Origin of the sequence: Pseudomonas subflava (genome assembly GCF_023823685.1) — a bacterium.
GTDB lineage: Bacteria > Pseudomonadota > Gammaproteobacteria > Pseudomonadales > Pseudomonadaceae > Aquipseudomonas > Aquipseudomonas subflava.
Genome location: NZ_JAMXBF010000006.1, coordinates 172,429 through 186,710, shown reverse-complemented (window position 1 = coordinate 186,710; position 14,282 = coordinate 172,429). Strand labels below are relative to the sequence as shown.

Genomic DNA, 14,282 nt, shown 5'->3' with positions numbered 1-14,282 from the left:
TTGCCGGGGTATTTGCAAACAGGGTGCCAGAAAAAGAAAAGGCCCGCGCAAGGCGGGCCAAGAGAGGGTTCGAGACGGACGAGCCGCCGTTTTACAACAGTACGGCCAACCGTATGCCAGCCTCAGCTGGCGTAGAGATAAGCCTCGACGTCCATGCCGGCGTCGCGCATCTGGGCCAGCTTGTAGCGCAGGGTGCGGGGGCTGATGCCGAGGCGCTCGGCGGCCTCCTTGCGGCGCCCGCGCTCGGCGCGCAGGGTGTCGATTATCAGCTGGAATTCGCGGCGGCGCAGGTCCTCGCCCAGAGCGCCCGCACTCTCAGAGGCCAGCGGCTCCTCGCCAGCCTGAGCGCCTGCGCCGGGCGGCGCGCCCGGCACCAGGCTCAGGCTCGGCGCGGCCGGCATCGGCGCCATGCCGATGGGCGTGGTCAGACACAGGTCGTGCGGCTCGATCAGACCGCCCTGCTGCAGGATCAGCGCGCGCTGAATGGCGTTGTCCAGTTCCCGCACGTTGCCCGGCCAGGCATGGGCCAGCAGCGCCGAACGGGCCTGGGGCGAAAATCGCACGGCGGCGTGGTTCATTTTTTTGACGTGCTTGGTCAGCAGCCGCTCGGCCAACGGCAGGATGTCGGCGGGCCGCTCGCGCAGCGCGCGCCAGGCCAGCGGGAATACCGACAGCCGGTAATAGAGGTCTTCACGGAATCGCCCTGCGGCCACTTCACCGGCGAGATCGCGGTTGGTGGTCGCCAGCACGCGGATATCCAGGCTGATCGGCTTGCGCGCGCCGACCCGCTCCACCTCGCGCTCCTGCAACACACGCAGCAACTTGGCCTGCAGGCCCAGCGGCATCTCGGAAATCTCGTCCAGCAGGAGGGTGCCGCCATCGGCCAGCTCGAACTTGCCCGGCTGGGCGGCGATGGCGCCGGTGAAGGCGCCCTTCTCGTGGCCGAACAGGGTGGCCTCGAGCATGTTGTCGGGAATCGCCGCGCAGTTGATGGCGATGAAGGGGCCTTCCGCACGGCCGGACTGCTGGTGGATATAGCGCGCCAGCACCTCCTTGCCGGTGCCGGATTCGCCGGAGATGAGCACGGTCGAATCGCTTCTGGCGACCCGTGCGGCCAGCTCCAGCAGCTGGCGGCTGGCTGGCTCGAAAGCCACCGGCCCCTCGCCCTCGCTACCGAGACGGCCCTGGGCATGGCGAGCTACCAGTTCGAGCAGGGTTCTGGGCTCGAAGGGCTTAACCAGATAATCGGCGGCGCCTTGGCGCATGGCCTCCACCGCGCGCTCGACGGCGCCGTAGGCGGTCATCAGCAACACCGGCAGCTGCGGATAGCGGCTGCGGATCAGCGCGAGCAACTGGTGGCCGTCCATGCCCGGCATGTTGACGTCGCTGATCACCAGGCCGAACGCCTCCTGGGTCAGCGCCTCGACGGCCGCCTCCGCGCACTCCACGGCCCGGAATTCATGGCCGCCCAGCAGCAGGGTGTCGGCGAGGGCCTCGCGCAGCGCGCGGTCGTCTTCGACCAGCAGAACCTTGGCGGTCATGGCTTACTCCTGAATATCCGGTTGCGCCGCGTGGATCAGCGGCAGTACGAGGGTGGCGCAGGTGCCGCGGCCGACGCGCGAGCGCAGGCGCACCTCGCCCTGGTGGGCGCGCACCACCGCCTGGACCACGGCGAGGCCCAAGCCGGTGCCTGTGGTCTTGGTGGTGAAGAAGGGTTCGCCCAGGCGCGCCAGCGTGGCCGGCGCAATGCCCGGGCCGTTGTCGCTGATGCTCAGGCACAGGTCATTGCCGCGCGTGTACAGGTGAACCTTGAGGCTGGCCTCGCGCCCACCGGCCTGGATAGCGTTCTCGATCAGGTTGAGCACGGCGCCGACCAGCGTGTCGCGGTTGCACAGGAGCTCGCCCAGGCGGGCGTCGCACTGCCAGCGCACGTTCATGCCCAGCACGTGAGGTTCCGCGGCGCCGCGCAGAGCATCGAACAACGCCCCCGGTGCGATGCGGTCGGGCAACGGCAGCTCGCCGCGGGCGAAGATCAGCATGTCGCGGACCTGGTGTTCCAGCTCATGCAGCCGTTCCTTCAGGCGACTGGCAAAGCGCTGCTGCTGCTCGAAGGGCAACTCCTGCTCAGACAGATGGCTGGCGTACAGGAGTGCGGCCGACAGCGGCGTGCGGATCTGATGGGCCAGCGAGGCGACCATGCGACCGAGGGCGGACAGCCGCTCGTGCCGGGCCAGCTGATCCTGCAGGCGGCGGGTTTCCGTCAGATCCGTGAGAAGCACCAGCTGTCCCGGCTCGCCCTGCAGGGAGCGGGTGGCGATGGACAGGCGACGGCCGTCCTTCAGGGATATCTCGTGACCGTCGTCTTTGCGCGGCGAGAAGCTGCGGGTGATCACCTCGCGCCAGAGCATGCCCACCAGCGGCTTGCCGAGCAGGTTGCGCGCCACGGGATTGGCCTCGCGCACCACGCCCTGGCCGTCGATGACGATGACGCCGCCGGGCAGCAGATCCAGCAGGCTCTGCAGGCGCTGCGCCAGACGTTCCTTTTCGGCCAGCTCCTGCATGCGTTGGGCGCTGACCAGTGCCAGCTGGCCCTTGAGCTCGCTCACCCGCGCCTCGAGCATGCTGTAGGAGCTGCTCAGCTGGGTGGACATCTGGTTGAACAGCGCGAAGGTCTGCTCCAGATCAGCGCGGTTGGCCTGTTCGGCAGGCGCCGCGGCGGCTTCGGGGGTATCAGGCAGGGGGGCGACTTGGCGCATGTTCATCTCTCGCGTGTCGTGCCGTCGGTAAACGGTCGGTCGAGAGAGTCTTAGCAATCCCCATGCCTAAAAAATAATGCTTAATTTTCAACGACATAAAAAATAAAGCCGGAGCTTGCGTCAAAGCTCCGGCTTTATCGGGTAGGTGGGGGGACCGGTCAGTCCTCGTCACCACCCTCGTCGTCACGCCGGCTCATGCCGTACTTGCGCATCTTCTCCACCAGCGTGGTACGGCGGATGCGCAGGCGTTCGGCGGCACGCGCCACGACGCCACCGGCATCGTCCAGCGCCTGCTGGATCAGGCCCTGCTCGAGGTTGCCCAGGTAGTCCTTCAGGTCCAGGCCTTCCGGGGGCAGCATCGCAGTGTTGGAGACGTTCGGCAGGCCGGCGCCGATCACCGCGCGCTCGTCCAACTCCTCGCGGATGCTGAGCGCCAGCTGCTCGTCCTCGTCATCGACGTGGCGGAATTTCTTCGGCAGCTCGCCCACGCCAATCACGCCGTAGGGATGCATGATCGCCATGCGCTCGACCAGGTTGGCCAGCTCACGCACGTTGCCCGGCCAGTCGTGGCGGCACAGCGACATGATGGCGGCGGAGTTGAAGCGAATGGAGCCGCGCTTCTCGAACTCCATGCGCGAAATCAGCTCGTTCATCAGCAGCGGGATGTCTTCCACGCGCTCACGCAGCGGAGCCATCTCGATGGGGAAGACGTTGAGGCGATAGTAGAGGTCCTCGCGGAAGGTCCCCTCCTCGATCATCTTCTCCAGGTTCTTGTGGGTGGCGGCGATGATGCGTACGTCGACCGACTGAGTCTTGTTGCTGCCGACCCGCTCGAAGGTGCGTTCCTGCAGCACGCGCAGCAGCTTGACCTGCATCGGCAGCGGCATGTCGCCGATTTCGTCGAGGAACAGGGTGCCGCCATTGGCCAGCTCGAAGCGGCCGGCACGGCTGGTGATCGCACCGGTGAAGGCGCCCTTCTCATGGCCGAACAGCTCGCTTTCCAGCAGCTCGGCGGGGATGGCGCCGCAATTGACTGGCACGAACGGCGCCTCGCGGCGCTTGGAGTGGTAGTGCAGGTTGCGCGCCACCACTTCCTTGCCGGTGCCGGACTCGCCCAGGATCAGCACGCTGGCCTCGGTATCGGCCACCTGCTGCATCATCTGGCGCACCTGCTGGATGGCACGGCTGGTACCCACCAGGCTGCGGAACAGGTTGGGTTCGCGCTGGCGGCCCCGCTCGCGCGCCTGGTCGTACATCTCGCGGTAGACCTGAGCCCGGTGCAGCGAGTCGAGCAGCTTGTTGTAGCTCGGCGGCATCTCCAGGCTGGCCAGCACACGGCGGCGCAGGTCTTCGGCCCATTCGGTGGGAGCCGGATCGCCGATCAGCAGCACCGGCAGATTTTCGTCCCAGGCAGCGATCTGTTTGAGCAGCTCCAGAGCCCCGCCCTTGGCGGAAACATCGCCGAGCAGAACGTTGAGAATTTCGCGACTGGATTCGAGCTTGTCGACGGCCTGGCGCCAGTCGTTGCTGCCACAGGCCAGATGGTCTTCGCCCAGGAAACCGAGAATCACCGCCAGGTCGCGGCGGCGCTCGGCGTTATCGTCAATCAACAGGATTTTGGTTTCACGCCACATCTTGTTCTGGTCTGGCTCGCGGACTGAGGGATGAAAGTCGCCAAGCAGAATTCCAAGCGACAACGGCAATTGGCCATTAGTAAAGTCAAAATCAAGGCAAGAGTCAATTTTATGACGTGATTTTCTCTCTTGGGTTCAATGGCCATGTTGAAGTTAAAAAAAAGCCCCCGGTTCGGAGGCTTTTTCTTCGGTTTCTCAACCGAACAACTGGTAGACCTTGGCACCCTGTCGAGACTGGTTCAGCTGTACCAGTTCGCCGGCGAGACGCTCCTGTTCACTGCGACAGGCTTCCACCAGCTGACGGTACAGGCCCAGCAGATCTTCCATCCGCTCGCGCAGCACCGCTTCATCGCGCAGCGGCTCCACCATGGCCTCTTCAACGGCTTGACGGCACTGCTGATCCAGCTCGGCGACCATGGACCACTCGCCGTTGGCCAGCGCCTTGCGCAGCGCGTCGCCGGTGGCTTCCAGACGTTGAACGGATGCATTCATGGTGTGTTCCCTCATGCGGCAGGCGCGATCGCGTCCCAGCCCTCTTTTACATTACGCAGCAGATCGGCCACTTCGAGCAAGGGGGCTTCCGCATTCTTGACGTTGGCCTCGACGAGACGGGAGATCATGTATTCGTAGAGGCGATCCAGATTGGCGGCGACATCGCCGCCCTGCTGGAAATTGAGACTTTCGCGCAAGCCGCCGACGATGGCAATCGACTTGCCGATCAGCTCGCCCTTGAGAGAGAGCTGGCCACGGGTCAGTGCACCACGGGCCTGGGCGATGCGAGTGAGGCCGCCTTCCATGAGCATCTGAATCAGCCGGTGTGGGCTGGCATCCGACACCTGGGAAGTCGTGTTGACCTGTTGGTACTGCTTGAGGGCGGACGATGAGTACATGGAAGGCTCCACCTGTTCGTTGATACCTTAAGTATCGACGGCAGGTGGAAAAACTTTAGTGCGAAGCGGCCTCGTCGTCGCCAATTCCATCCCAGCCTTCCTTGATCTGACGCAGCAGCGTCTCGACCTCGTCCAGGCTCTCGGTGGTGGAATCCAGGGGCACGTGTGCCAGCCTGCGGGTCATATACTCGTAGAGGCTGTCGAGGTTGTCGGCGATGGCGCCGCCCTGCTGCTTGTCGAGGCTGGCCTGCAGGATGCTGATGATGCTCAGGGTAGTCCCTACCGCAACGCCCTTGCTCTCGGGGTCGCCCTGCTGCTGCGCGAGACGGGCAATGGCCACACGCTCCAGGGCGCCTTCGAGAAGCATCTGTACCGCACGATAACGGCTGACTTCCTGGCTGGTCTTGACCTGCTTGTATGTATCGATGGGCTTTTTCATGGCTTAGCGCTCATTCCTCACGACGCCGGGGAGACTGGACAAGGCCGAGGCGAGCGAGTCGCTGGTTGAACTCAGCTGCCCGATCAAGGCATCCATTGCGTTGTACTGGGCGTAGAGACGGTCCTGCACCTTGGCAATACGCAGGTCGAGAGCTTCGCGCTGCTCGTCCACGTCTTTAAGGGTCTTCTGCTGGGCAGATATGCGCTGCTCAAGAATACCGCCGCTCTTCGAGTACCCGCTGACTGTCTCGTTGAGTCGGTTCAGAAGGCCCGTGTCACCCGTGAGGAACTCTCCGACCTGGTCATAATTCTCGGCAAGCACCTTGTCCAATTTGGTGTTGTCGATGACCAGTTTGCCACTCTTGTCGGTAGTGATCCCGAGATCGCTCAGGGCGCGGAAATCGCTAGAGCCGGGAGTGACCAACTCGCTACGGATACCGCTGAGCAGACTGCGCACGGTGGCGTCGCCCACCAGATTACCTGTCACCGGCTCGGAACCTTCCACCGCCACGACACTGGTCAGCGAGGTAGTAGTAGAGATGAGCTTGTTATAGGAGTCGACGAACTTCTGCAGGTTGGTCTTCACCGCGCTGGTGTTGTCACCGACGGTCAGTGTGGCAGTTTTACCTTCTTCAGCGCTCAGCAAGTTGAAGGTCACGCCCTCAATGACATCGCTGACCTCGTTGGTAGCGCTTTGCACTTCCAGGCCGTCGATTTTGAACTTGGCGTTTGCCGAAGTGCTGAGAGCAGCAGGCATGCCGGTTACCAATGCCTGCAGATCACTGCTCGGATCATCCACGGCCAGAGTAAGGTCGTTACCCGCCCCCGTCTTCGACGAAGAAAGTACCAGCTGAGACGTCTTGGCTACCGGATCGGTAACGATGTTGGCAGTAACGCCCTTGTCCTTCAGCTGCGTATTGATGGCATCGCGGACGTCCTTCAGCGAAGCGCCGTCTGCAACATCGATACTGTACGAATCGCTGCCCTGGCCAATGGTCAGCTTGCCGCCATTGGCAAAGGCGGCAGTCGAGGTACCGGCAACCGAGCCGGAAGCGATCTTGCTGGACTTGGCCAGCGAGAGAACTTCAATAGAGTATTTACCGGCCAGTGCATTCTCTCCGGCCTTCGCCGTCAGGCGAGCCGTATCCGAGGAGGTGGCAGTACGAGTGTTGAAGAGCTTGGCATCGTTGAGGTCCTTGAGCGCAGTCTGGAAGTCACTCAAGGAGCTTTTTAAAGATCCCAACGATGAGATCTTCGCCGTAGTTGCCTTTTCCAGCCGAGCGAGCTGAGCGGCCTTCGGCGCCTTTTCTGCGTTCACGAGTGCGGTGACGATCTCATCGATCTTCATCCCCGAACCCAGTCCAGTGATACCTGCCATTTCGTTAACCTCGTCAGAAAGTCGACGTTTCTCGCTTCATGGAAGAACGCTCTTCAAGAAGCGTGCCGGCAGCTAAACCTGAGCCGTAAACAGCAGACTGCGTGCTTCGGAAAGACTCTCGGCCAGCTTGAGCGCTTCCTCCGAAGGGATCTGGCGGATCACTTCCCCGGAAACGGCGTCAGTTACTTTGACCACAACACGCTCGGTACTTTCATCCAGGGAGAAGCTGAGATTGCGCTTCACCGACTGAACGAACTCCTGGATGTTACCGACGGCGGTCTCGATATCTTGGCGAGAAGCGGAAGCAGCCGTGCCAGCCTGCTGTTCCTGATCGCTCCCCGCTAGGGAATTGGGAGCGGAGGCTGTCCCCACCTTGTTTGCAGATGCGGCGGACGTTTGGGCGGCAGTCTGAATCGGCTTCGCCCAGTCTTTGATCGAATTGATGTCCATAAAGCCTCCTCAACGAGGAAATGGGGGGAAAGTCGCCTTTCCCCCCATTCGTTCACCCGGACCTTGTTATCCCAGCAGGCTGAGTACAGCCTGCGGAAGCTGGTTGGCCTGGGCCAGGATCGAAGTACCGGCCTGTTGCAGAATCTGGTTTTTGGTCAGATTAGCAGTTTCGGCGGCGAAGTCCGTGTCCTGGATTCGACCGCGAGCGGCCGATACGTTCTCTGCGATGTTCTGCAGGTTACCGATGGTGTTCTCGAAGCGGTTCTGCACGGCACCGAGGTCGGCACGCTGCGAGTCGATCTTCTGGATCGCCTGGTCGATGATCACCACCGCCTTCTGCGAACCGAGCACGTCGGTGATATCGATGTCTTCGACAGTGTTGTCGTCAGTCACCGAAGTCAGGCTGATGTCGTTGTCGGTAGCCGCAGTTTCGGCGGCATCAACGCTTGCACCCGAACCGAATGAGAAGGACTCGATCTCGCCAGCAGCGCTACCGGAACCCAGTGCGGACACCAGGTCGATGTCGCCGTCTTCGTTGATGTACGCACCCACACCGATGTTGGCATCGTTGATGGTCGCGGCCAGGGCAGCCACCTGCTCGTCAACGGAAGCACCGCTGGCGAAGGTGGTGCTGAAGGTCTTGGCAGTGCCATCAGCCATGGTGAAGGATACGGCAATCGCACCCGAAGCAGTGGCATCGCCGGCGGCCACGTCAGAGGCCGAGATGGAGCCCGAAGTGAAGGTAGCTTCCATCGACTCGGTGCTCATCTCGTCGATCTTGACGGTGATGGACTCGTTCGCGGCGCTGCCGACCTGGAAAGTGGTGCTGCCGAAAGTACCGTCCAGCAGCTTCTTGCCACCGAAGCTGGTGGTGTTGGAGATACGGTCCAGTTCTTTCTTCAGCTCGGTCACTTCCGAGTTCAGAGCGGTACGCTCGTCTTCGCTGTTGGAACCGTTGGCGGACTGCAGGGCCAGATCACGCATACGCTGCAGGATGCTGGTGGACTGCTGCAGGGCACCTTCAGCGGTCTGAGCCATGGAGATGCCGTCGTTGGAGTTCTTGACTGCGATGTTCAGGCCGTTGACCTGGCTGGTCAGACGGTTGGCGATCTGCAGGCCGGCGGCGTCGTCCTTGGCGCTGTTGATGCGCGAACCGGTGGACAGGCGCTGCAGCGAAACATCCAGAGAACGGGAAGAGGTGTTCAGGTTGCGCTGGGTGTTGAGCGACGCAACGTTAGTATTGACGGTCAAAGCCATGGTGATTGTCCTCCGTAGGACCTAACTTCAGTTTGCCTGGGCTTGCGACTCTGGCCTGCAATGCTCAGGCAACCATTTGAGTTCGCATTCGTCCTTTATATCGACCCCTTTGCGGGAAGCTTTAGGGTCTATCCAGAGTTTTTTTGAGCGGCTGGTCGGCGATATTGCCGATGTGCTGCTCGCTCGAAGGGCGTATCGGCGCTCCCCCAGGAAACTTTAAGGCCTCACCTAAACTTTTTTGGCGTCAATTTCCGGACCAGGCGCGCAGCCAGTCTTCCAGGTGCGCCCCCTCCAGCATCCAGTCACGCCGCACCACCTCGCGCAGTGCCACGCCTGCCGCCGCGGTGGCCTCCGGCTCCGCCAGATGCATGCGGATGGCATCCACCCAATCGCGGAAACGGTTCTTCACCCGGGTCACCGGTAGGCCGTCCTGATAGCAACGAATGTCGCTGCAGATCACCGGGAAGCCGCAGGCCCCGTACTCCAGCAAGCGCAGGTTGCTCTTGCACTCGTTGAACAGGTTCTGCTCCACCGGCGCCAGCGCCAGGTCGAGATCCAGACGCGCCAGCGCCGCCGGGTACTGATCAATGGGCACGCCGCGATGGAATTCCTTGATGTAGGGGCGAACCGACTCGGGGCACATGCCGAAGAAGATCCAGTCCACCTCGCCGGCCAGCTCGCGAATCACGTCGGCGATCATTTCCAGATCGCCGGTGTGACTGGAGCCGCCGGCCCAGCCGACCCTCGGCTTCGCGCGCGGCTGGGTGCCGCGATGATCAGCCAGATTCTTCCACCAGTGCACCGGCAGACGGTTCTCGATCACCCGAATGTCCGAGTGCAGGCCGGCGAAGGCCTCGGCCAGCGGCTGGGTGGACACCACGAAGCGATCGACGAACTCCAGGCCGCGGCGCAATGACTTGAGAATGTCCTTGGGCATGTGCTCGCGGTGCTTGCTCTTCATCGGCAGGTTCGGCAGGTAGTCGTCCAGCTCGTAAACCTTGTAGGCCCGCGAGAAGGCCTTCATGCGGCGCATGGCCTCCAGCCGGGCGTCGCCGATCTGGCGCTGCAGCACGATGACGTCGGGGTCATAGCGCTCCAGATCGGTGACGTGCATCAGCCCCGTCGACAGCGCGCCGTCGATCAACCCCGCATCCTGCTGCGCTTTGAACGGCTGCATGACGCGATAGTGGCCGCAGCCGAACTGGTCGGCCGGGTGGGCCAGCACCACTGGCAGCGGACGCCACGCCATCAACGGGCGCCACGACAGCTGCAGGTCGGTGAGCTTGAAGCCGCCCGGCTTTTGCAGGGAAAGATTCGGGTTGTAGGCCGGGTCCTGAGCCAGCGCCGGCAGCCAGCGGGCGAACAGTGCGTCCTGCTCCGCCACCGACAGCGACTCGCGCTTGCCCTCCTTCATCAAGGCCACATGAGGCGTCCACAGGGTCATGTAGCCGGCCTGGCGCGCCTTCAGGCACAGGTCGACATCGGTCCAGCGCGCAGCCTCGACCGCTTCCTCGAAGCCGCCGAGCTGCTCGAAGGTGGCCCGCGCGATCATCAGGCAATCACTGCTGACCGCGCTGTAGTTCTGATCCACCTCCAGACGGTGCATGTAGCCGGCGGCATCCAGCGCCTCGTCGACGAACGGCGAGGCGGCCGGGCCCTCCAGGCCGAGAACCAGGCCGGCGTGGCGAATGGTGCCCTCGGGGCTCAGCAGCTTGGCGCCGACCGGGCCGACCTCCGGGCGCTGGGCATGATCGAGCAGCCCCGCCAGCCAATCGCCCTGCACCACGGCGGTGTCGGCCGCCAGGAACAGCAGATAGTCCCCGCGCGCCTCGCGCCCGGCAAAGTTCTGCGCCGCCGCCAGGGTATCCCCGGTGCGCTGGTCGAGTATCCGCAGGTTAGCCTCGCCCAATCCGCGCAGCCCCTGCAGCCAGGCGTTGAGTTCTTCGTCCGGATTGTCGCGGGCCAGCAGGAGGATCTCGTACGGCACGTCCAGCGTGCTCTCCAGAATGCTCTCCACGCAGCGCTGCAATTTCGCCAATGGCGCCAGCGCCGGCACCACGATGGAAACCCCGGGCTGCCCGGCGTGGCCGTAACGCAGCCGGTAGCGACCGGGTTGTAGGGCCTCAACACTGGCCTCGGCATAGCCGCGCGTGTTCAGGTGGCGCTCGATGGCCCTGCGCTCGTCGGCGTTGTCTTCCAGCTGCAGCGCTGCGCTGATGACCAATGGCTCGGACACGTGCCCGAGCCCCTCCAGGCCGCCCTGCTCGATCAGCCGCAGTACCAGTTCGAACTCGAGCGCCTGGCCGTACTCGGCGCCGAACCCGCCGGCCTCGATGAACACATCGCGACGGAACAACCAGTGCCGCGCCATGCTGGCGGGGAAACTCAGCAGCAGGTCCAGGTTGAAGTCCGGTCGCAGCACGGCCTGGGGTTCGCCATTGGCCGCCACCTGGATCTCGTCGGCGTAGATGGCACGGCATTGCGGCGCGGCTATCAGCTCCAGCGCTGCGATCAGCAGGCCGCTGGCGGTGAAGCACTCACCGGCGCGCACCAGCACGCACCAGTCGCTGTCCATGCCCGCCACGGCCAGATTGAGCGCCTCGATATAGCCATCGCGCTCGATCTTCACCAGCAACGCGGAATCCTCGGCGAAGTCGCCGACGGTCAGCGCGCGTACCTGCAGGTTGCGGTAGCCCTGCTGTTCTTCCTGCAGGCTGCCGAGGGTGCGGGTGATGGCGTCGGCGTCGCCCAGCAGGTCGAGGATCACCACGCCGATGCGTGGGCCGTTCTGATTGTTCTCCAGGTATTGATCGATCAGCCGCTGCTGCACCGGGTTCGGGCGTCGCGCGGCGAGCCAGGCGCGCACCAGTTCGCCGGGGCTCACGCTCGGCGTCTGCCCCAGCTGTTTTAGCTTGGCCGCGCGCTGACGCTTGACCTGCGCATCGTCCAGGTCCGAATGCCGCGAATAGAGCTCCCGGTACAGCGCCGGATAATCCTTGAAGGCCTGCTGCGAGCGGCGATCGGGCGCCGCATCGCCCACACGCATACGCACCTGAACGGTTTCGCGCTGCAGGTGATGGAACGGCAGGCGCGCCGCCAGGCGCAGGAGAAAGTCCCAGTCCTCCAGACCCGACAGGGTCTCGTCGAACTCGCCCACCTCACTGGCCACCGCCCGCGGCCAGGCGAACGTATTGACCGGAATATAGTTGTCGACGAACAGGCGCTCGCGCGAGTAGAGGTCATGCGGGTAGCGCCGCTCCTCCTTGAGGCTGTGGCGCACACCGTTGTCGATGCGCTCGGCGACGAACAGCGCATCGCTGTACACCACCTCGCCCGGGTGCTCCTGCAGCGCATCGGCGAGCGTCTGCAGGTGCTCGGGCAGGAAGATGTCGTCATCGTCCAGGTAGACCACGTAGCGACCACGAGCCAGACGGTGCGCGGCGTTGCGCGCCGCCGCCGGGCCCTGATTGCGCCCCTGGCGCACGTAGGTGATGCGATAGGGGAAACGCGCCAGGAGCGGCTCGACCTCTTCGCCATGGTCGTTGACCAGGATCGCCTCGAAGTCGCGGAACTGCTGTTTTTCAAGGCTGGACAGGGCATCCAGCAGCAGTTGTGGCCGGTTGAAGGTCGTCAGCACCACGCTGAAGAACGGCTCGTAGCGGCTGCCGGACAGACGTTCCAGTTCCTTGATCCGCTCCTGGTCGCCAACGCCCAGCGCCAGCGCACGATAGGCGGCGCGCAGCGCCTGCCCCGGCTCGCCGAGCCCCTGGTGGATCTGCGAGACGCGCCACAGGGCGGTGCCCTGCCCTTCGCTGTCGTCGCGCAGGTCCGGGAACAGGCGGCTCGGCGGATAGCGGTCGACCATGTCCTGGGCCACCTTGGCCTCAAACGCCCGAGTCTTCGCACTGGACAGGCTCTCGCCGTGCTGGCGCCAGTGGCAGAGCACGGTCTCGACCTTCTTGAAGCGCGCGCTGTCGGCCAGGCGGGTCCACATCTGGAAATCGTGGCAGCGCACGAAATTCACGTCGTAGCCGCCGTAGCGCTGGTACAGCGAGCGGCGCACGGCGGTGCCTGGGTTGGGCAGGCAGTTGCCACGCATCAGGCGGGGCAGCAGTGCCTCGCCATGAAAGTCCGGGTAATGGGTGTGCCAGAGCTTGCCAGGGCGGGTGTCGTCGAAGATTTCCAGGTCGCCGTAATAGATGTCCGCGTCCGGGCTGGCCTGCATGGTCTGCCGCAGCGCGGCCAGCGCGCCGGGGGCCTGGCGGTCGTCACTGTCGATCCAGACGATGAATTCGCCGCGCGCCGCCTCGATGCCGGTGTTGCGCGCCACCGCGCCGCCGGCGTGCTGGTTGCGGAACAGGCGCAGCCGCGGGTCCTCGATCTTGCCGATGATTTCCAGCGAACGATCGGTGGAGCCATCGTCGACCACGATCAACTCGAAGTCGGCATCGCTCTGCGCCAGCACGGAGTCGATCGCTTCCTTCACATAGCGCTCGCGGTTGTAGACCGGCATGACCACGCTGAAGAACGGTGCGGGCGACTGCGCCGCCTGTGAGGCCAGACTCGCTGCAGGCGCCATCACTTCGGGCATCGGCGCCGTTTCGCTAAACAGCTGGAAGCGCTTGTTCAGCCAGTTCAACACCTTACCTATCACTTCCAGCTTGTGCTCGGGAGTGATGGCCCGGTGCGTGGTAATGCTGTGCACGAATAATTCGGCGAGCAGGTGGTAGCGCGCGATGCCCTTGCTGCCGGTCATGCGCTCCATCGCCGTGCTGTCGCGCTTGCGAATCTCCCGGCGGATGTACAGTGGTTTCTCGATACGCGCGAAAGGGCCATGAGCGGCGAGGTGGCAGAGAAACGCCAGGTCGGCGCTGACTACCGGACGGAAGTCCAGGTCGATGAAACTGCGGCGGATCAGCTGATTGACTGCCTCGCAGCGGTCCAGCGCATGCAGCACCTTGAGAAAGCGCTCATGTGGCGCTAGCGGCTCGGCGAAGACGTAGTTGCCGCCGTTGGTTTGGCCGAGTATCCGACCGGTATCGTCGATCCACTGGGTGTGGCTATATACAAGGCTGACCCGCTCGTCCTCCAGCATGCGGGCATAGGCCTCCGCAAGGAACTCGGGAGCCAGGACGTCGTGGCCGCCGAGCCACATGAGGAACTCGGACGAGGTGTGATCGAAGCAGTAACGGAAGTTGGCCGAAGCACCGAGGTTGTGCTCATGGCGCACGTAGTGGAAGCGCGGATCGCGTGCGCAGAACTCCCGGCAGATATCGCCCGTGCGATCGGTGGAGGCATTGTCCGCGACCAGCACCAAAAAGTCGGAGTGGGTTTGCGCAGCAAGCGACTCCAGCGTCTCGAGGATATAAGCCCCTTCGTTGTACACCGGGACACTGACTACGATCCTGCTTTCAATCTTGTGCATGCACACCCCACACCTTGTTCTTCACGCTCCGGTCGGGCCGGAGGTCCTGTAACG

Annotated in this window: 10 protein-coding genes; all 10 read right to left on the bottom strand. The window is 63.7% G+C overall.

What is annotated here, in order from left to right; all coding sequences use genetic code 11:
• Positions 1-122 precede the first annotated feature (122 nt).
• Positions 123-1,541, bottom strand: coding sequence for a sigma-54-dependent response regulator transcription factor FleR (gene fleR / locus NF616_RS09995; protein WP_252273093.1), 1,419 nt, complete (start codon positions 1,539-1,541; stop codon positions 123-125).
• 3 nt (positions 1,542-1,544) lie between these two features.
• Positions 1,545-2,756, bottom strand: a complete 1,212-nt coding sequence (locus tag NF616_RS09990; protein ID WP_252273092.1) for a sensor histidine kinase — start codon at positions 2,754-2,756, stop codon at positions 1,545-1,547.
• A gap of 158 nt (positions 2,757-2,914) precedes the next feature.
• On the bottom strand, positions 2,915-4,390 hold the full coding sequence (locus NF616_RS09985; protein WP_252273091.1) for a sigma-54-dependent transcriptional regulator: 1,476 nt from the start codon (positions 4,388-4,390) through the stop codon (positions 2,915-2,917).
• A 195-nt stretch (positions 4,391-4,585) separates the two neighbouring features.
• Positions 4,586-4,882 (bottom strand): flagellar protein FliT, encoded by a 297-nt coding sequence (gene fliT, locus NF616_RS09980; RefSeq protein WP_252273090.1) that lies wholly within the window; start codon positions 4,880-4,882, stop codon positions 4,586-4,588.
• Positions 4,883-4,893: 11 nt separating this feature from the next.
• Positions 4,894-5,280: a flagellar export chaperone FliS gene (gene fliS / locus NF616_RS09975; RefSeq protein ID WP_252273089.1), complete on the bottom strand. Its 387-nt coding sequence runs from the start codon at positions 5,278-5,280 to the stop codon at positions 4,894-4,896.
• A 55-nt stretch (positions 5,281-5,335) separates the two neighbouring features.
• On the bottom strand, positions 5,336-5,719 hold the full coding sequence (gene fliS, locus NF616_RS09970; RefSeq protein ID WP_252273088.1) for a flagellar export chaperone FliS: 384 nt from the start codon (positions 5,717-5,719) through the stop codon (positions 5,336-5,338).
• A gap of 3 nt (positions 5,720-5,722) precedes the next feature.
• Positions 5,723-7,096, bottom strand: coding sequence for a flagellar filament capping protein FliD (gene fliD, locus NF616_RS09965; RefSeq protein WP_252273087.1), 1,374 nt, complete (start codon positions 7,094-7,096; stop codon positions 5,723-5,725).
• 72 nt (positions 7,097-7,168) lie between these two features.
• A complete protein-coding gene (locus NF616_RS09960) occupies positions 7,169-7,546 on the bottom strand; it encodes a flagellar protein FlaG (RefSeq protein ID WP_252273086.1) in 378 nt (125 codons plus the stop codon).
• A 66-nt stretch (positions 7,547-7,612) separates the two neighbouring features.
• Entirely contained in the window at positions 7,613-8,803 is a 1,191-nt protein-coding gene (locus NF616_RS09955) for a flagellin (RefSeq protein ID WP_252273085.1), read from the bottom strand.
• A 244-nt stretch (positions 8,804-9,047) separates the two neighbouring features.
• Positions 9,048-14,228, bottom strand: a complete 5,181-nt coding sequence (locus tag NF616_RS09950; protein WP_252273084.1) for a glycosyltransferase — start codon at positions 14,226-14,228, stop codon at positions 9,048-9,050.
• Between the last annotated feature and the right edge of the window lie 54 nt (positions 14,229-14,282).